Source organism: Nocardioides pinisoli, from assembly GCF_024199985.1.
Classification (GTDB): Bacteria; Actinomycetota; Actinomycetes; order Propionibacteriales; family Nocardioidaceae; genus Nocardioides; species Nocardioides pinisoli.
The window spans coordinates 170,402-187,562 of sequence record NZ_JANARS010000008.1; the positions used below are offsets into that span (position 1 = coordinate 170,402).

Annotated in this window: 19 protein-coding genes; 17 read left to right on the forward strand and 2 right to left on the reverse strand. The window is 74.6% G+C overall.

The features are described 5' to 3' along the window. From NCI01_RS17920 to NCI01_RS17990, 15 genes are all read left to right on the forward strand, one after another. Positions 1 to 1,032: a quinone-dependent dihydroorotate dehydrogenase gene (locus NCI01_RS17920; protein ID WP_254182853.1), complete on the forward strand. Its 1,032-nt coding sequence runs from the start codon at positions 1 to 3 to the stop codon at positions 1,030 to 1,032. Then, positions 1,025 to 1,858, forward strand: coding sequence for an iron-sulfur cluster-binding protein (locus NCI01_RS17925; RefSeq protein WP_254182854.1), 834 nt, complete (start codon positions 1,025 to 1,027; stop codon positions 1,856 to 1,858). Before NCI01_RS17920 ends, NCI01_RS17925 begins: the two co-directional genes overlap by 8 nt. Beyond that, entirely contained in the window at positions 1,855 to 2,745 is an 891-nt protein-coding gene (locus NCI01_RS17930; protein WP_254182855.1) for a nitronate monooxygenase, read from the forward strand. The genes NCI01_RS17925 and NCI01_RS17930 overlap by 4 nt, the downstream gene beginning before the upstream one ends. Further along, on the forward strand, positions 2,742 to 3,569 hold the full coding sequence (gene pyrF, locus NCI01_RS17935; protein WP_254182856.1) for an orotidine-5'-phosphate decarboxylase: 828 nt from the start codon (positions 2,742 to 2,744) through the stop codon (positions 3,567 to 3,569). The genes NCI01_RS17930 and pyrF overlap by 4 nt, the downstream gene beginning before the upstream one ends. Further along, the gene (locus tag NCI01_RS17940) at positions 3,566 to 4,003 is read left to right on the forward strand and encodes a hypothetical protein (protein WP_254182857.1); all 438 of its coding nucleotides are present in this window, start codon (positions 3,566 to 3,568) and stop codon (positions 4,001 to 4,003) included. Before pyrF ends, NCI01_RS17940 begins: the two co-directional genes overlap by 4 nt. 154 nt (positions 4,004 to 4,157) lie before the next feature. Then, on the forward strand, positions 4,158 to 4,481 hold the full coding sequence (gene mihF / locus NCI01_RS17945; protein ID WP_191280582.1) for an integration host factor, actinobacterial type: 324 nt from the start codon (positions 4,158 to 4,160) through the stop codon (positions 4,479 to 4,481). Further along, positions 4,478 to 5,101, forward strand: a complete 624-nt coding sequence (gene gmk / locus NCI01_RS17950) for a guanylate kinase (RefSeq protein ID WP_308213234.1) — start codon at positions 4,478 to 4,480, stop codon at positions 5,099 to 5,101. Before mihF ends, gmk begins: the two co-directional genes overlap by 4 nt. A 15-nt stretch (positions 5,102 to 5,116) precedes the next feature. Next, positions 5,117 to 5,428 carry a DNA-directed RNA polymerase subunit omega gene (gene rpoZ, locus NCI01_RS17955; protein ID WP_172261153.1) on the forward strand — a complete coding sequence of 104 codons (312 nt, stop codon included), beginning with the start codon at positions 5,117 to 5,119 and terminating at the stop codon, positions 5,426 to 5,428. A 12-nt stretch (positions 5,429 to 5,440) separates the two neighbouring features. Further along, on the forward strand, positions 5,441 to 6,697 hold the full coding sequence (gene coaBC, locus NCI01_RS17960; protein ID WP_254182858.1) for a bifunctional phosphopantothenoylcysteine decarboxylase/phosphopantothenate--cysteine ligase CoaBC: 1,257 nt from the start codon (positions 5,441 to 5,443) through the stop codon (positions 6,695 to 6,697). Between the two features lie 70 nt (positions 6,698 to 6,767). Further along, complete coding sequence (gene metK, locus NCI01_RS17965; protein WP_254182859.1) at positions 6,768 to 7,970, forward strand: methionine adenosyltransferase; 1,203 nt, start codon at positions 6,768 to 6,770, stop codon at positions 7,968 to 7,970. Positions 7,971 to 8,103: 133 nt separating this feature from the next. After that, positions 8,104 to 10,113 carry a primosomal protein N' gene (locus NCI01_RS17970; protein ID WP_254182860.1) on the forward strand — a complete coding sequence of 670 codons (2,010 nt, stop codon included), beginning with the start codon at positions 8,104 to 8,106 and terminating at the stop codon, positions 10,111 to 10,113. Positions 10,114 to 10,235: 122 nt separating this feature from the next. Then, positions 10,236 to 10,781, forward strand: a complete 546-nt coding sequence (gene def, locus NCI01_RS17975) for a peptide deformylase (RefSeq protein ID WP_254182861.1) — start codon at positions 10,236 to 10,238, stop codon at positions 10,779 to 10,781. Positions 10,782 to 10,794: 13 nt separating this feature from the next. After that, positions 10,795 to 11,736: a methionyl-tRNA formyltransferase gene (gene fmt, locus NCI01_RS17980; protein WP_254182862.1), complete on the forward strand. Its 942-nt coding sequence runs from the start codon at positions 10,795 to 10,797 to the stop codon at positions 11,734 to 11,736. Next, the gene (locus NCI01_RS17985; protein WP_254182863.1) at positions 11,733 to 12,146 is read left to right on the forward strand and encodes an MmcQ/YjbR family DNA-binding protein; all 414 of its coding nucleotides are present in this window, start codon (positions 11,733 to 11,735) and stop codon (positions 12,144 to 12,146) included. The genes fmt and NCI01_RS17985 overlap by 4 nt, the downstream gene beginning before the upstream one ends. Continuing rightward, positions 12,139 to 13,464: an RsmB/NOP family class I SAM-dependent RNA methyltransferase gene (locus NCI01_RS17990; protein ID WP_254182864.1), complete on the forward strand. Its 1,326-nt coding sequence runs from the start codon at positions 12,139 to 12,141 to the stop codon at positions 13,462 to 13,464. Before NCI01_RS17985 ends, NCI01_RS17990 begins: the two co-directional genes overlap by 8 nt. A gap of 31 nt (positions 13,465 to 13,495) precedes the next feature. On the opposite strand, the gene NCI01_RS17995 is transcribed toward NCI01_RS17990, so the two are convergent. Next, a complete protein-coding gene (locus NCI01_RS17995; RefSeq protein WP_254182865.1) occupies positions 13,496 to 14,245 on the reverse strand; it encodes an AAA family ATPase in 750 nt (249 codons plus the stop codon). 187 nt (positions 14,246 to 14,432) lie between these two features. Here NCI01_RS17995 and NCI01_RS18000 point away from each other — a divergent pair, with 187 nt between their 5' ends. Together NCI01_RS18000 and ligD are read left to right on the forward strand one after the other, a co-directional pair. Further along, complete coding sequence (locus NCI01_RS18000; RefSeq protein ID WP_254182866.1) at positions 14,433 to 15,542, forward strand: hypothetical protein; 1,110 nt, start codon at positions 14,433 to 14,435, stop codon at positions 15,540 to 15,542. A 38-nt stretch (positions 15,543 to 15,580) separates the two neighbouring features. After that, positions 15,581 to 16,564: a non-homologous end-joining DNA ligase gene (gene ligD, locus NCI01_RS18005; RefSeq protein ID WP_254182867.1), complete on the forward strand. Its 984-nt coding sequence runs from the start codon at positions 15,581 to 15,583 to the stop codon at positions 16,562 to 16,564. A 4-nt stretch (positions 16,565 to 16,568) separates the two neighbouring features. Here ligD and NCI01_RS18010 read toward each other — a convergent pair whose 3' ends face one another. Then, positions 16,569 to 17,063 (reverse strand): hypothetical protein, encoded by a 495-nt coding sequence (locus NCI01_RS18010; RefSeq protein WP_254182868.1) that lies wholly within the window; start codon positions 17,061 to 17,063, stop codon positions 16,569 to 16,571. Positions 17,064 to 17,161: the final 98 nt, after the last annotated feature.

A 17,161-nucleotide genomic window follows, 5' to 3' on the forward strand; every position in this document is an offset into this window, starting at 1 on the left:
GTGCGGCCCTACGACGTCGTCTTCACGCAGGCCCTCACCCGGGTCGACCCCGAGCGGATCCACCACGCGGCGTTCCGCGCGATCCGGGCCGCGACGCCCCTGACCGGGCGCGCGGTCCGGGTCCCGTCGGCGCCCGTGCGCGCGCTGGGCCTGACCTTCCCGCACCCGCTCGGCCTGGCCGCCGGCTTCGACAAGAACGCCGTCGGCATCGACGGGCTCGCGGCGCTCGGGTTCGGCCACGTCGAGGTCGGCACCGTCACCGGCGAGGCCCAGCCCGGCAACCCCACGCCGCGGCTGTTCCGCCTCACCGCGGACCGGGCGATCGTCAACCGGATGGGCTTCAACAACGACGGCGCCGAGGTCGTCGCCCGGAGGCTCGCCGCCTGGCGGGCCGCGGGCGGCGACACGATCCTCGGTGTCAACATCGGCAAGACCAAGGTGGTGCCGGAGGGCGAGGCCGCCCGCGACTACGAGAAGTCGGCCGGGCTGCTGGCGCCCTACGCCGACTACCTCGTCGTCAACGTCTCATCACCCAACACCCCGGGGCTGCGCGACCTGCAGGCCGTCGAGAAGCTCGAGCCGCTGCTGCGAGCCGTACGCCGTCGGGCCGACGAGGTGCGCCCCGACCACCGCGTGCCGCTGCTGGTGAAGATCGCCCCCGACCTCAGCGACGACGACGTGCTGGCCGTGGCCGACCTCGCGCTTGTGACCGGGCTCGACGGCATCATCGCCACCAACACGACGATCAGCCGCGACAGCCTCGTCACGCCCGCGTCCCGGGTGGCGGAGATCGGTGCCGGAGGCCTGAGCGGGCAGCCGCTCACCGCGCGGTCGGAGGACGTCGTACGCCTGCTCCGCGAGCGGGTCGGGCCAGACCTCACCCTCATCGGTGTCGGTGGCATCACCACCGTCGACGACGCGCGCCGCCGGCTCGCAGCCGGGGCCGACCTCCTGCAGGCCTACACGGCGTTCGTCTACGAGGGGCCTCTGTGGCCCCGCCGCCTCGTGCGAGGTCTCGCCACGGATGGCTGACGAGCGGGAGCCGGGCCGGGGGAGCGTCCACCCCAGCGTGCACGTCGACGGCGAGGTGGTCGCCACCAAGCGCGTCGGCGGCTACCGCCACCTGACGCTGACCGCGCCCGGTGTCCCGGAGCGGTTCCGCGCGGGCAACTTCGTCGCCGTCAGCGTCGAGGGCCATGTCGCACGCCGGGCGCTGTGGGTGCACCGGGTGCGGGCGTCGAGCGCCTTCGGCCCCACGCTGGACGTCGTCGTCGAGGCGCGGGGAAGCGGCACCGCGTGGCTCGCCGCCCAGCCGGTCGGTGCCCGGATCGCCATCACGGGACCCCTCGGGCGGCCCTTCGCGCTGCCCAAGGACGCCGTGTCGTGCCTGCTCGTCGGCGAGGGCTACGCCGCGGCCCCGCTCTTCCCGCTCGCCGAGCGGCTCCGCGAGCGCGGGTGCGCGGTCTCCCTCGTCGTGTCGGCCCCCGACGAGGCGCGGCTGCTGTCGGCGCTGGAGGCGCGACGCTCGGCCCGCTCGGTCACCGTGCTCACCGCCGACGGCTCGGTCGGCCAGCGCGGCACGGTCGCCGACCACGCGGACGACCTCGTGCGCCGCAGCGACGCCGACGTCGTCTACGCCGCCGGCCCGCACGCCGTGCTCCGCAGCGCGGCCGCCGCGGCCGAGCGCGCCGGAGCCTGGAGCCAGGTCGCGGTCGAGGTCCCGACCCCGTGCGGGACCGGTCTGTGCCACGGGTGCCCGCTGCCCGTCGTCGGCGAGGACGGCGTGGAGCGGGTCGTCCGCGCCTGCGCGGAGGGCCCCGTCGTCCGCGGCGACCGCGTCCGGTGGGACGACCTGTGAGCGCCCTGACGAGCGCCGGGCTGCCCGGTCCGGTCATGGTCGCCTCCGGGTGCGGCGGCACCGGGCGCGAGCTTGAGCCCTACGCCGGTCCCGAGGGGCTCGTCGGCCTCGACCTCGTCACCCGCTCGATCACCCTCGACGCCCGCGCCGGTGGCCCCGGACCGCGCGTCGTCGAGGTGCCCGGCGGTCTGGTCAACGCCGTCGGGCTGCCCAACCCCGGGCTCGAGCACTTCCTCGCCACCGAGCTGCCGTGGCTGGTCCGGGCAGGCGCGCGCGTGCTGGTGTCGATCGCCGGCTCGACGATGGGGGAGTACGCCGACCTCGCCCGCCGGCTCAGCCGCGCACCCGGCGTCGCGGGGCTGGAGGTCAACGTCGGTGCACCCGACGAGGTCGGCGCCGGCCTCTTCGAGGTGCGCGAGCCCTTCCACTCGGCCAGCGTCATCGCCGCCGTGCGGCGCGAGTTCCCCTCCGACCGCCCCGTCCTCGCCAAGCTGCGCCCCGACGTGTCCCGCATCGTCGAGGGCGCCCGCTCGTGCCACGAGGCCGGCGCCACCGCGGTCGTGATCGGCAACGCCGTGCCGGCCGCGTTCCCCGACGGGCGGGCCGGTGGCCTCAGCGGCCCCGCCGTCGCCCCCATCGCGCTGCGCTGCGTCGCCGAGGTGCACCGCGCCCTGCCCGACCTGCCCACCGTCGGGTGCGGCGGCGTCCACGACCTCAGGTCGGCCAACGCCTACCTCGACGCCGGCGCCAGCGCCGTGCAGGTCGGCACCGCGCTGCTCCACGACCCCACCACGGTCGCCCGGCTGCGCGCCGCGCTCGCCCCTGCGGCGGGCACCGGTCCGGGCCGCCGTCCCGTCCCCGATCCCCGTCCCGAGGAGAACCGATGACCCCGTTCGGCACCCGCCTGGCCCACGCGATCGAGGAGCGCGGCCGCTTCTGCGTCGGCATCGACCCGCACGCGGCGCTCCTCCACGAGTGGGGCCTCGGTGACGACGTGGCGTCGCTGGAGCGGTTCGCGCTCACCGTGGTGGAGGCCGTCGCCCCGGTCGTCGGGACCGTCAAGCCGCAGAGCGCCTTCTACGAGCGCTTCGGCAGCCGCGGCGTCGCGGTCCTCGAGCGCGTCGTGGCGGAGTCCCGCGCGGCCGGGGCGCTCGTGCTCATGGACGCCAAGCGCGGCGACATCGGCTCCACCAGCCAGGCCTACGCCGACGCCTACCTCGACCCCACCTCGCCACTCGGCTCCGACGCCCTCACCGCGAGCCCCTACCTCGGCTTCGGGTCGCTCGACCCCATGCTCGAGGCCTGCCGGCGCCACGGCTCCGGGCTGTTCGTCCTCGCCCTGACCTCCAACAAGGAGGGGCCCGAGGTGCAGCACGCGCGCACCGAGGACGGGACGACCGTCGCCGGGAGCGTGCTGGCCCACCTGCGGGCGGCCAACGCCGATGCCGACCCGGTCGGCTCCTTCGGAGCGGTCGTCGGCGCCACCATCGGCCACACCGCGGAGGACCTCGACGTCAACGGACCGCTGCTGGTGCCGGGCTTCGGCGCCCAGGGCGGCACCGTCGACGACCTGACGCGCATCTTCGGGGCCGCGGCCCGGTGGGCGCTGCCCAGCTCGTCGCGCGAGGTGCTCCGGGCCGGCCCCGACGTCGGCGCCCTCCGCGACGCCGCCCGGCGCGGCAACGACGCCGTGCGAGGCTTGGGGGCGTGAAGCTCCTCGCCCCGGCGGTCCTGCTGGCCTGCCTGGCGGTCGCCGGCTGCTCGGGCGACGCGCACGCCGACTACTGCGAGGCGGTCGAGGACCACCAGGCCGACCTCAGCGAGGTCGCGGCGTCCGACGACGCCGGCGCGGTCTTCGACGCGCTCGACGACTACGAGGCCCTCGCCGAGGAGGCCCCGCGCGACATCGCCGACGACTGGGCCGCGGTCGTGGGCCCGCTGCGGACGCTCGAGGAGGTGCTCGCCGCGCACGACGTCGACCCGTCGACGTACATCGCCGAGGAGCCGCCGGCAGGGCTCGGCAGTGACGCCCGCAAGGACATCGAGGCGGCCGCACGGGCGGTCGGGTCACGGCGCACCGTGGAGGCGATGTCAGCCGTCGAGCAGCACGCGCTCGACGTGTGCGGCACGCCGCTGTCGAGGTAGCGCCGGCCCGGGGTGTCGTGCAGGTCACCTCGTCCCCGCAATCGAGCGGGCTCGATTGCCTGCCCCGACGCCACCTGACTAGATTGACCCGCACCCGTCCGGACCCCGTCCGCGGCGTTCCGACCGCCTGTCCGACCCGAGAAGGATCGCTTTCGTGGCCTTGCCCCCTCTGACGCCCGAGCAGCGCCAGGCAGCCCTCGACAAGGCTGCGGCCTCCCGACGCGAGCGGGCCGAGGTGAAGAACCGTCTCAAGAACTCCGGCGGGTCGATCGTCGACGTGCTCCGCGAGGGCCAGACCAACGAGGTGATCGGCAAGATGCGCGTCGTCGAGCTCCTCCAGTCGGTGCCCGGCCTCGGCCGCGTGCGCGCGCGCCAGGTGATGGAGCGTCTCGGGATCGCCGAGAGCCGTCGGGTGCGCGGGCTGGGCGTCAAGCAGGTCGCTGCGCTCGAGCGTGAGTTCGGCCCCGACGCCTCGTGAGCGAGCCCGACGTCACGCCCGGCCCCGGCTCGACCGGCACCGCCCCCACCCGCTCGCGACTGATCGTCCTCGCCGGCCCCACGGCCGTGGGCAAGGGCACCGTCGCGGCCGCCGTGCGCGAGACCCACCCCGAGGTGTGGATCTCCGTGTCGGCCACCACGCGCGCACCCCGCCCCGGCGAGGAGAACGGCGTGCACTACTGGTTCGTCTCCGACGAGGAGTTCGACGCCATGATCGACAAGGGCGACCTGCTCGAGTGGGCCGTGGTCCACAAGGCCGCCCGCTACGGCACCCCGCGCGGCCCGGTCGACCTCGCCCTCGCGTCCGGACACCCGGCGATGCTTGAGATCGACCTCCAGGGCGCCCGCCAGGTGCGGGAGACCATGCCGGAGGCGCTGTTCGTGTTCCTCAAGCCTCCGTCGTGGGAGGAGCTCGTCCGTCGTCTCGTCGGTCGCGGCACCGAGACCGAGGCCGAGCGGGAGCGCCGGCTCGAGACCGCACGGGCCGAGCTGGCCGCCGAGAGCGAGTTCGACGTCACCATCGTCAACCACGAAGTTCACGCCGCTGCCGACGAGTTGGTAGCCTTGATGGTTGGACCAGCTCCATCCACATCTGACTAGCGAGGCACCCACACCGTGGCATCTCCCACCATCGCCGCCGAGGGCGTCACCAACCCCTCGATCGACGACCTGCTCACCAAGACCGACAGCAAGTACAAGCTGGTGCTCTACAGCGCCCAGCGTGCCCGCCAGATCAACGCCTACTACTCCCAGCTCGGCGAGGGCCTCCTCGAGTACGTCGGCCCCCTCGTCGACACCCACGTCCAGGAGAAGCCGCTCTCGATCGCGCTCCGCGAGATCAACGACGACCTCCTGACCTGCGAGGACATCGACCCCGCCGCCGAGGCCGCCGCTGCCGAGGCTGCTGCCGGCGACGCGACGGAGTGACGCGAGCCTTCGATGAGTGAAGGGCGCCGCCCTGAGGAGGTTGCGCAGCAACCGTCCCGAAGGGTCGTCCTGGGGGTCTCGGGCGGCATCGCGGCCTACAAGTCCTGCGAGCTGCTGCGCCGGTTCACCGAGTCTGGGCACGACGTCACCGTCGTGCCCACGGCCTCGGCGCTGCAGTTCGTCGGCGCCCCGACGTGGTCCGCCCTGTCGGGCAAGCCCGTGGCCACCGACGTGTGGACCGACGTCCACGCCGTGCCGCACGTCCACATCGGGCAGCAGGCCGACGTGGTGGTGGTCGCACCGGCCACCGCCGACCTGCTGGCCCGCGCGGCCCACGGCCTGGCCGACGACCTCCTCACCAACACGCTCCTCACCGCCCGGTGCCCGGTCGTCTTCGCGCCGGCCATGCACACCGAGATGTGGGAGCACCCGGCCACCCAGGCCAACGTCGCGACCCTGCGTGAGCGCGGCGCGGTCGTCATCGAGCCGGCCGTCGGCCGCCTCACCGGCGCCGACACCGGCAAGGGCCGCCTGCCCGAGCCCGCCGAGATCTACGAGCTCGTGCGCGGGCTGCTCGACCGGGGCGCCGACGCCACCCAGGACCTCGCCGGTCGCAAGGTGGTCGTGTCAGCCGGCGGCACCCGGGAGTACCTCGACCCGGTCCGGTTCATCGGCAACCGGTCCTCGGGCCTGCAGGGCTACGCCCTGGCCCGCGCGGCCGCCTCGCGGGGAGCCCACGTCACGCTCGTCAGCGCCAACGTGACCCTGCCCGACCCGGCCGGCGTGAGCGTCGTACGCGTCGAGACGACCGAGCAGCTGCGCGAGGCGGTCGTCACCGCGACCGCCACGGCGGACGCGGTCGTGATGGCCGCCGCCCCGGCCGACTTCCGGCCCACCGCGGTCAGCGAGGCCAAGATCAAGAAGGCCGACGACGGGTCGGCGCCCGCGATCGAGCTGGCGCAGAACCCCGACATCCTGGCCGAGATCTCCCACGACCGGGCCCGCCCCGACGCGGTCATCGTGGGCTTCGCCGCCGAGACCGGCGACGCCACCGGCTCGGTGCTCGACCTCGCGCGGGCCAAGCTCGCCCGCAAGGGCTGCGACCTCCTCGTCGTCAACGACGTCAGCGGGGGAGCGGTCTTCGGCAGCGCCGACAACGAGGCGGTCGTCCTGGCCGCCGACGGAGCCGCCGTGGAGGTGCCCCGCGGGTCCAAGACCGCGCTGGCCCACGTCATCTGGAACGAGGTCGCCCGGCGATTCGCCGGGTGAGACACGCGTCCCGGATGCTGGTCAGCAGGTAGGTTTCATCCAACCGTTCCAGAGAAGAATCGAGAGCAACGTGGCTGGACGCCTCTTCACCTCCGAGTCCGTGACCGAGGGGCACCCGGACAAGATCGCCGACCGGATCAGCGACTCCGTCCTCGACCACCTGATGGCCGCGGACCCCGACAAGGCCAACCTGCGCGTGGCTGTCGAGACGCTGCTGACCACCGGCCTCGTCGTGGTCGCCGGTGAGGTGCGCACGGGTGCCTACGCCCCGGTCGCCGACATCGTCCGCAAGGCGATCCTCGAGATCGGCTACGACTCCTCCGACAAGGGCTTCGACGGCCACACCTGCGGCGTCCAGGTCGCGATCGGCGCCCAGTCGAGCGACATCGCCGCCGGCGTCGACGCCGGTCACGAGTCCCGCGTCGGCTCCTCCGAGGACGAGCTCGACAAGCGGGGCGCCGGTGACCAGGGCCTGATGTTCGGCTACGCGTGCGACGACACCCCCCAGCTCATGCCGCTGCCGATCACCATCGCCCAGCGCCTCGCGCAGCGCCTGACCGAGGTCCGCAAGGACGGCACGCTCGCCTACCTGCGTCCCGACGGCAAGACCCAGGTCACCATCGAGTACGACGAGAACGACCGCCCGCTGCGCATCGACACCGTCGTCCTGTCGACCCAGCACGACCCCGACATCGAGCACGCCCGGCTCGAGGCCGACGTCAAGCAGCACGTCATCGACGCGGTGCTCGCCGACGTCGACCTGCCCTCCGAGGGCTACCGGATGCTCGTCAACCCCACCGGCACCTTCGTCATCGGCGGTCCGATGGGCGACGCCGGCCTCACCGGCCGCAAGATCATCGTCGACACCTACGGCGGCATGGCCCGCCACGGCGGCGGTGCCTTCTCCGGCAAGGACCCGTCCAAGGTCGACCGCTCGGCCGCCTACGCCATGCGCTGGGTCGCCAAGAACGTCGTGGCCGCCGGCCTGGCCAGCCGCTGCGAGGCGCAGGTCGCCTACGCCATCGGCAAGGCCGCGCCCGTCGGCGTGTTCATCGAGACCTTCGGCACCGGTGTCGTCCCGGACGAGAAGATCCAGGACGCCGTCCTCGAGGTCTTCGACCTCCGCCCGGCCGCGATCATCCGCGACCTCGACCTGCTCCGCCCGATCTACGCCCAGACCTCGGCCTACGGCCACTTCGGCCGCGAGCTCGCCGACTTCACCTGGGAGAGCACCGACCGCGCCGACAAGCTGAAGGCCGCCGCCGGCATCTGACCGGGCGCGCGCCCTCGTGGTGGACTCCCCGCTCGAGCGGGGAGTCCGCCACTCGGTGGGGGTTGCAACCCCCTCCAGGTGACGGACTTCCCCACCAGGTCCGACGGTCGGTGGGCGCTGACACAATCGCCCCATGACGTCGCACGAGGCCCCGGAAGCAGACATGCTCCCGGGGCTTCGTGCTGCCGTCGACGACGCCCGGGCCAAGGCGGCCGCCACCCGGCGCCGCAAGGCCGCGGCGTGGCAGCCCGCGGAGACCGACCCCGTCGCCCGGGTGCTGGTCGACATCGCGCTGGCCCACCTCGACCGCCCCTTCGACTACGCCGTGCCCACGGCGATGGCCGAGACGGCCGTCCCGGGCGCCCGGGTGAAGGTGCGCTTCGCCGGTCAGGACGTGGACGGCTACGTCGTCGAGCGCGCCGGCAGCACCGACCACACCGGCACCCTCCAGCCGCTGCGGCGGGTGGTGAGCCCGGAGCCGGTCCTCGCACCCGAGATCGTCCGGCTCAGCGACACGCTCGCCCGCAGGTACGCCGGCGCCCGCTCCGACGTGCTGCGCCTGGCCGTGCCACCCCGCCACGCCGCCACGGAGAAGGTCGCGTCCCCGCCCGCACCCGACGCGCCCGCGGTCGAGGCGGCCCCATCCTGGTCCGCGGTCGAGCACGCCGACGCCTTCCTGCGCCACCTCGGCACCGGGCAGGCGCCCCGGGCCGTGTGGGCGGCAGCGCCGGGCGACGACTGGCCCGCGATGGTCGCCGAGGCCGTCGCGACGACGTACGCCGCCGGGCGGGGCGCGCTCGTCTGCGTCCCGGACCGGCGCGACGTCGCCCGCGTGGACGCGGCTCTCTCGCACCTGCTCGGGGAAGGGCACCACGTGTGCCTGACCGCTGACGGGGGACCGGCGGCGCGCTACCGCGACTTCCTGGCGGTCTCGCGCGGCGCGCGGCGGATCGTCGTCGGCACCCGCTCCGCCGCCTTCGCCCCGGTGCACGACCTCGGGCTCGTCGTCCTGTGGGACGACGGCGACGACCTCCACGCCGAGCCCCGCGCCCCCTACCCGCACACCCGCGAGGTGCTCCTGCTGCGCGCCGAGCAGCAGGGCACCGCGGCGCTCCTCGGCGGCGTGGCCCGCACGCCGGAGGCCCAGCAGCTCGTCGCCACCGGCTGGGCACACGAGCTGGCGGTGCCGCGCGAGGTGCTGCGGCGCCGGGCCCGCGTCGAGGTCGTGCCGGCCGAGGACCGCTCCGTCGGCACGCGCGTCCCGCGCGCCGCCTACGACGCCATCCGCCGCGGTCTCACCAGCGGCCCGGTGCTCGTGCAGACCCCGCGCGCCGGCTATGCTGCCTCGCTGGCCTGCGACACGTGCCGCGCCCCCGCCCGGTGCGCCGTCTGCACCGGCCCCCTGGTCGTCGACGGTCCTGCCGTGCCCCCGCACTGCCGGTGGTGCGGCCACGTCGAGCCTGCGTGGGCCTGCTCCACCTGCGGCGGCCGCGGCCTGCGCGCCCCCGTCCGCGGAGAGGCCCGCACGGCGGAGGAGCTGGGCCGGATGTTCCCCGGAACGACGGTCCGCAGCTCCAGCGGCGACCGCGTCGTCGACCATGTCGGTGCGGCGGCCGACCTCGTCGTCGCCACCGTCGGCGCCGAGCCCGTCGCCGACGAGGGCTACGCGGCCGTCGTCGTGCTCGACACCTGGCTCAGCCTCGCCCGCGACGACCTGCGCGCCGCCGAGGAGGCCCTGCGCCGGTGGCTCAACGCGGCGGTGCTGGTGCGTCCCGGTGGTCACGTCGTGGCCGTCGGGGACCCGGCCCACCCCGCGCTGCAGGCCCTGGTGCGCTGGGACCCCGCCGGCTTCGCGCGGCGCGAGGCCCACGAGCGCTCGCAGGCGCACCTGCCGCCGGCCGCCCGGCTGGCGACGGTCACCGGCGACCTGGGCGCCCTCGACGACGTGCTGCACCTGCTCGACCTGCCCGACGGCGCCGAGGTGCTCGGCCCGGTCCCGGCGGACGACGAGCACCGGGTCCTGCTCCGGGTCCCGCGCGCGAGCGGCGAGGCGCTCTCCCGCTCGCTCGGCGACCTCCAGCGGGTCCGCTCGGCCCGCAAGCTCGACCCGGTCCGCATCCAGGTCGACCCGCTGACCATCTGACGACGAGGCCACCCATGCGCGCCGGTGCGGGCTGGTGGCGACCGGCCATGACGTCGCGTGGGCGCCTCCCTAGACTTGGCCACTGCTCGATCGTCCCCAGCCCAGCCGAGCGAAGGAGCTCCGTGGCCGTCCAGCCCATCCGTCTGTTCGGAGACCCCGTGCTGCGCCAGCGCGCGGTGGAGGTGGACGACTTCGACCGCGAGCTCCGCCAGCTCGTCACCGACCTGACCGACACGATGCTCGCGGCGCCGGGCGCGGGACTCGCCGCCCCGCAGATCGGGGTGGGCCTGCGGGTCTTCACCTGGAACGTGCACGGCGAGGTCGGTCACCTGGTCAACCCCTCGCTGGAGCTCTCCGACGAGACGCAGGACGGCGCCGAGGGCTGCCTGTCGCTGCCCGAGCTCACCTACGACTGCCTGCGCGCGCTGTCGGTCGTCGCCACCGGCTTCGACATGCACGGCGAGCCACAGCGGATCGAGGCCTCAGAGCTGCTCGCCCGCGCCATGCAGCACGAGACCGACCACCTCGACGGGATCCTCTTCATCGACAAGCTCGACACGGTCGCGCGCAAGGCGGCGATGAAGGAGATCCGCGAGTCCGACTGGTTCGGCCTGGAGCGGCCGACGGTCAGGTTCAGCCCCCACCCGACGAACGGATTCGCCCGATGAAGGTCACCAGCTGATGCGCGTCGTCTTCGCCGGCACCCCGGAGGTCGCCGTGCCCGCCCTCGACGCGATCGCCGCCAGCCGGCACGAGCTCGTCGGCGTCGTCACCCGACCCGACGCTCCGAGCGGCCGCGGCCGCAGGCTGGTCGCCAGCCCGGTCGCGCAGCGGGCCGAGGAGCTCGGCGTACCCGTGCTCAAGCCCGAGCACCCTCGCGACCCCGACTTCCAGGAGGCGCTCGCCGCCCTGCGTCCCGACGCGTGCCCGGTCGTGGCCTACGGCGCCCTGCTGCCGCAGTCGGCGCTCGACCTCGTGCCGCACGGCTGGATCAACCTGCACTTCTCCGTCCTTCCGTCCTGGCGCGGCGCCGCCCCGGTGCAGCACTCGCTGTGGGCCGGCGACGAGGTCACCGGCGCGACGACCTTCCGCATCGTCAAGGCGCTCGACGCCGGACCGGTCTTCGGCGTGATGACCGAGACGATCCGCCCGACCGACACCGCCGGCGACCTCCTCGCGCGCCTGGCCGAGGGCGGCGCGGGCCTGCTGGTGCAGACCCTCGACGGGATCGAGGACGGCACGCTCGAGGCCCGGGAGCAGCCCGAGGACGGGGTGTCCTTCGCCCCCAAGATCCTCGTCGAGGACGCCCGGATCGACTGGACCCACCCGGCGGTCGCCATCGACCGGCAGGTGCGCGCCTGCGACCCGGCCCCCGGCGCCTGGAGCACCTTCGAGGGCCAGCGCATCAAGATCGGACCGGTGCGCCCCGTCGACCGCGAGCCGCTCGAGCCCGGCGTCCTCGAGGTCACCAAGAACGCCGTCCTCGTCGGCACCGGCACCGCGCCCGTGGAGCTGGGCCAGGTCAAGCCGTTCGGCAAGAAGCAGATGGCAGCCGCCGACTGGGCGCGCGGCGTACGCCTGGAGTCGGGCGTGCGCCTCGGTGAGCAGGACGCCACGTCGTGAGCGTGCCGGCGCGTCCGGAGGACGTCGACGAGATCTGCGGCAGCCTGCCGGAGACCGAGCTCGGCGTCTCGTGGGGCGACCGGCCCACGTGGAAGGTCCCGCGCGGCGACAAGGGCAAGGGCTTCGTGCTCTACCGCGCGCCGCACCGTTCGGCGGTCGACCCCGCGACGGGGGAGATGTACGACGACCTGGTCGTGATCACGACCCCGACCGAGGTGGAGAAGCACGCGCTGGTCGACGACGAGTCCACGCCGTTCTTCACCATCGACCACTTCAAGGGCTACAGCGCCGTGCTCGTGCAGCAGTCCCGGCTCGGCGAGATCGGCCGCGATGAGCTCGAGGAGATCATCACCGACGCCTGGGCGGCCAAGGCGCCGAAGCGGCTCGTGCGGGAGCACCTCGGTGAGTGACCGCCGCCGCCCCGTCGACAAGGCCCGCCGCGCGGCGCTCGACGTGCTCACTGCCGTGCGCACCGACGACGCCTACGCCAACCTCGTGCTGCCGCAGGTGCTGCGCAAGCACGGGCTCCAGGGCCGCGACGCCGCGCTCGCGACCGAGCTGGCGTCTGGCGCCATCCGCATGCACGGCCTCTACGACGCCGTGATCGACGCCTGCCTGACCAAGCCGCGGCTCCAGCCCGAGGTGCGCGACGTGCTGCGCCTCGGCACCCACCAGCTGCTGTCCATGCGCGTCCCCGACCACGCGGCCATCTCGACCAGCGTGGACCTCGTCCGTGCCACGGTCGGCCACGGGCCGGCCGGGCTGGTCAACGCGGTGCTGCGCGCCGTCAGCCGTCGTGACCTCGCCGCCTGGGCCAGCGAGGTGGCCCCGGACCGGCAGGACGCCCCGCACGCCCACCTCGCCGTCGCCCGCTCCCACCCGCGCTGGGTCGTCGAGGCGCTCGGCGAGGCACTGACCGCACGCGTGGGCTCCGACGACGAGCTCGACGCGCTGCTGGAGGCCGACAACGCCCCGCCCCGGGTGACGCTGGTCGCCCGGCCCGGGATGGCGACGGTCGAGGAGCTCGAGGCCTCGGGCGGCACCCGCACCGGCCGGTCGCCGTACGCCGTCACGCTCGCGGGCGGCGACCCCGCCGCAGTCCCCGCGGTCGCGGAGGGACGCGCCGGCGTGCAGGACGAGGGCTCCCAGCTCGTGGCCCTCGCGCTCGCGGAGGCCACGGTGGCCGGACGGGACGAGCGGTGGCTCGACCTGTGTGCCGGCCCCGGCGGCAAGGCGGCCCTGCTGGCCGCGATCGCCGCCCAGCGCGGAGCCGTGCTGGTCGCCAACGAGCGGCAGCCGCACCGCGCCGCGCTCGTCGCCTCCGCGCTGCGTGCCGCGCCGGACGGCGCGGCCCACGTGCTCGCGGGCGACGGGATGCGCCCCGCCTGGGTGCCGGGCACCTTCGACCGGGTGCTGGTCGACGCGCCGTGCTCGGGCCTCGGTGCGCTCCGTCGGCGTCCCGAGTCGCGCTGGCGGCGTACGCCGGGAGACGTCGAGGAGCTCGTCGCCATCCAGCAGGTGCTGCTCGACGCCGCGCTGGAGTCGGTGCGACCGGGCGGGGTCGTGGTCTACGCGACCTGCTCGCCCGTGGTCGCGGAGACGAGCGACGTCGTCGAGGCGGTGCTGGGCCGCCGCGGCGACACCGACGAGGTCGACCGGTTCCAGCTGTGGCCGCACCGCGACGGCACCGACGCGATGTTCGCGGCCACCCTGCGGCGACGGGCCTGACCCGGCCGTCCCCAGTCGTCCCCGGTCGTCCTCAGTCGTCCTGCAGGTGGCGCAGGTAGGCCCACGGCTCGGCGAGGTAGCGGCGCCAGTGGTCGACGACCTCGAGGTCGTCCCACGCCGACTCGCGCAGGCCCCACGGCCCGGCCTCCAGGATCCTCGCGCCCGGCATGGCGGCGAGCACGGGGGAGTGGGTGGCGCAGAGGACCTGTCCGCCGCGAGCCACCACCCGCTGCAGCGTCGCGACGAGGCCCAGGGTCGAGGAGAACGACAGGGCGGCCTCCGGCTCGTCGAGGCAGAAGAAGCCCCGCCCCGTGAACCGCGACTCGAGCACCGCGAGGAACGACTCCCCGTGGCTCATCTCGTGGAAGGCGACGTCAGCGTCGCCGGTGGTCCTGGGGTGGTCCTCGATGTAGGAGTACCAGCCGTGCATCGTCTCGGCGCGCAGGAAGAACCCCCACTTGCTGGCCCCGGGGCCCCGGACGAGCTGGAGGGCGTCGCTCAGCGGCGACTCGGTGGCCCGGGTGGAGTGCCGGCTGTGGGTGCTGCCGCCCTCGGGCGAGAGCCCGAAGGCGACGGCGACGGCCTCGACCAGCGTGGACTTGCCGGACCCGTTCTCGCCGACGAGGAAGGTGACCCCGGGGGCGAGGTCCAGACCGTCGCGCAGCACCTGGGCGACCGCCGGGACGGACGCGGGGTAGCTGCCCGGCTGCAGCACGTGGTCGGCCCGCGCCTCGACCCGACGCACGGGGTGGCGGGCGACGTCGGGACCCCGCAACGGCATGCCACCCAACCTAGCCGTCCCCGCGGACAGCCCGGACGCGACGCCGAGGCCGGTGGCTCACCCGCACGGGGCCACCAATTGGGGTGACTTCCACGCGTGGATGGTTCCCATCCCTTGCCGTGACCAGCATGATGGAGGCAGCTCGGCGCACCGGAGGGGTGTGCCGTGTCACGGGGAGCAGGAACTCATGCACGTGCGCAGCATCATGACGGCCGTGGCCGCCACGACCTTGACGATGACCTTGGGGACGACCCTGGTCACCGGTCCCGCGCACGCCGCGGGGGGCACGCGGACCCTGTCGGGTCCGGCGACGGGCGACCCCGACGCCTACCTCACCTACGTCGGCTGTGCCGACCTGCTGGCTCCGGCCGCTGCTCCCGCCTCCCGGATCAACCTCGGCCCCTACACCGCGCCGCTCGGACGCCGGTCCCTCGGACTGGTCCCGTCGGGCGCCGGCAGCGCAGCCGGCCCCTACACGGCCTTCGGCTCGCTCGCCGGCCTCGACGCCTCCGTCGCGGTCGCCGCCACGGGCGGCAGCTCCGGTGTCTCGTGGGTCATGGCCGTGACCCGGACGAGCCCGCCCGGCACCGCCTGGCGCGGTCGGGCGGCCGTGTCGGCCCCGGCCGGCTCCTGGACGACGGTCTCCTCCGCCGCACTCGCCTACGACTGGTCACTCGTCGACCTCGCGTCCGGTACCACCGTCGACCGGGTCGGCTCGGCCACGCCGGCGCAGTTCGCCGCCGATCACGGCGACGGCACCGGCTTCGCCGTCACCGGCTTCGGCTGCGACGGCAAGGCCTTCAACCTCGACGCCGTGCGCGCCTCGGGCTCGACCTTCGACTTCGAGGGCGTCGCGCTGACGACCAGCGTCGCGGCCGGCCGGCAGCAGGCCGAGCCGGGGCAGGACGTGGAGCTCACCGGTCGGGTCACCGACGCGTCCGGCCGGGTGACCGGCGACCCGCTCGTGCTCGAGTCGCGGGCGCCCGGTGGGCAGTGGAGCCCTGTCGGCAAGCCGGTCCTCGCGGGACGCGACGGCGTGGCGCGTGCCGTCGTACCCGTCACGGAGACCACCGAGTTCCGCTGGCACCGCCCCGAGAGCCAGTACGCCGACGAGGGCTGGTCAGACTCCGTGACGGTGACGGTCGAGAAGCCGCAGGAGCCCCCGGCGCAGCAGCCCGACCAGCCCGGCCAGCCAGGCGAGCCCGGCCAGCAGGACCAGCAGGACCAGCAGGACCAGCAGGACCAGCAGGACCAGCAGCCCGACCAGCAGCCGTCCGAGGCCCCGACGCCGCAGTGACGGCAGGCGCTGTCGTCGCCCGCGGCTAGGCTCCCGACATGGCGTCGCCGTTCATCGAGCTCGAGGTCGACGACCGCGTCGTCAAGGTCACCAACCCCGACCGCGTCTACTTCCCGCCCTCCGAGGCGTCGCCGAGCGGCGCGACCAAGCTCGACCTCGTGCACTACTACCTGGCCGTGGGCGACGGGATCGTCAACGCGCTCTTCGAGCGTCCCTGCATGCTGCACCGGTTCCCCAAGGGCCTGGCCGGCGACAAGGTGCACCAGAAGCGGCTCCCGGCCGGCGCTCCCGACTGGGTCGAGACCGTCCAGCTGTTCTTCCCGCGCTGGAAGCGCACCGCCGACGAGCTGTGCGTGACCGAGCTCGCCAGCGTGATCTGGGCGGTGCAGATGTCCACGGTCGAGTTCCACCCGTGGAACAGCCGCCGCCCTGACACCGAGAAGCCCGACGAGTGGCGCATCGACCTCGACCCGGGCCCGGAGTGTGACTGGGCCACCGTGCAGCGGGTGGCCCACGTCGCGCACGAGGTGCTCGACGAGCTCGGCGCGGTCGGCTTCCCCAAGACCAGCGGCGGGTCGGGCATGCACGTCTACGTGCGGATCCCGCCCGACCACGGCTTCCAGGACGTACGCCGCGGCGCGCTGGCGTTCGCGCGGGAGGTCGAGCGACGGGCCGGGGGAGACGTCACCACGGCGTGGTGGCGCAAGGACCGCGACCCCGCGCAGCTCTTCGTCGACTACAACCAGAACGCCCGCGACCACACCATCGCCGCGGCCTACTCGGTCCGCGGCGTGCCGGAGGCGCGCGTGTCCGCGCCGATCCGGTGGGACGAGGTCGACGACTGCGTGCCCGACGACTTCACCATCTTCACGATGCCCGAGCGCTTCGCCGCGATCGGCGACCTGCACGCCGACATCGACGACCACCCCTTCGACATCGCGCCGCTGCTGGAGTGGGCGGCACGCGACGAGGCCGAGGGCGTCGAGGCACCCCCGGAGCCGGAGGAGGCCGACCAGCCCTGACGGGCTAGCGGGACGAGGTGTCGGCCGCGGCCCGCACCCGGTCGTCGAGGAGCGCCAGCGCGGCCGCCGCGAGGACCCCGTCCGCGCACAGCGTCGGTGCGGCCAGGAGGAAGACCTCCCGGTCGCACCACTCCACCCGGTCGACGCCGGGATGCCCGGCCAGCGCTGTGTCGAGGTCGACCTCGGCGCCGTCGTCCGTGTCGTCGTAGTGGGCCCGCGCGTCGTCGTAGACGCCGAGGCTCCACGTCAGGTCCGCCGGCGCGTCGGGGACCTGCTCGTCGTCGCGAGCAGGCTGCACCGAGAGCCCGCCCGGGTGCAGCAGGTCGGCGACGGTGACGGCCTCCGGCTCGATGCCGACGTCCTCGGCGAGCGCGGTCGAGAAGGGCACGACCGTGCCCATCAGCTCGTCGTCGAGGTGTCGGGTGCAGGCGCAACCGGGGCGCTGCGGTGGCTGCCAGGTGGTGGCCGGAACGGGCTTGCGGCGGGAGAAGAGACCCATGTCCCGATCCTCGCCCGCGCGATCGGCGCCTGTCAGGTGAACGACACAGCCGGCGCACAGGTCGTCCTCATCGTCCTCTCACCCTCGCGGCCTAGCGT

Coding starts and splice junctions, on each gene's coding strand:
- NCI01_RS17925 (WP_254182854.1), top strand. CDS start 1,025: ATGGCTGACGAGCGGGAGCCGGGCCGGGGGAGCGTCCACCCCAGCGTG.
- coaBC (WP_254182858.1), top strand. CDS start 5,441: ATGAGTGAAGGGCGCCGCCCTGAGGAGGTTGCGCAGCAACCGTCCCGA.
- NCI01_RS18010 (WP_254182868.1), bottom strand. CDS start 17,063: ATGGGTCTCTTCTCCCGCCGCAAGCCCGTTCCGGCCACCACCTGGCAG.
- fmt (WP_254182862.1), top strand. CDS start 10,795: ATGCGCGTCGTCTTCGCCGGCACCCCGGAGGTCGCCGTGCCCGCCCTC.
- ligD (WP_254182867.1), top strand. CDS start 15,581: ATGGCGTCGCCGTTCATCGAGCTCGAGGTCGACGACCGCGTCGTCAAG.
- NCI01_RS17970 (WP_254182860.1), top strand. CDS start 8,104: ATGACGTCGCACGAGGCCCCGGAAGCAGACATGCTCCCGGGGCTTCGT.
- pyrF (WP_254182856.1), top strand. CDS start 2,742: ATGACCCCGTTCGGCACCCGCCTGGCCCACGCGATCGAGGAGCGCGGC.
- NCI01_RS17995 (WP_254182865.1), bottom strand. CDS start 14,245: ATGCCGTTGCGGGGTCCCGACGTCGCCCGCCACCCCGTGCGTCGGGTC.
- NCI01_RS18000 (WP_254182866.1), top strand. CDS start 14,433: ATGCACGTGCGCAGCATCATGACGGCCGTGGCCGCCACGACCTTGACG.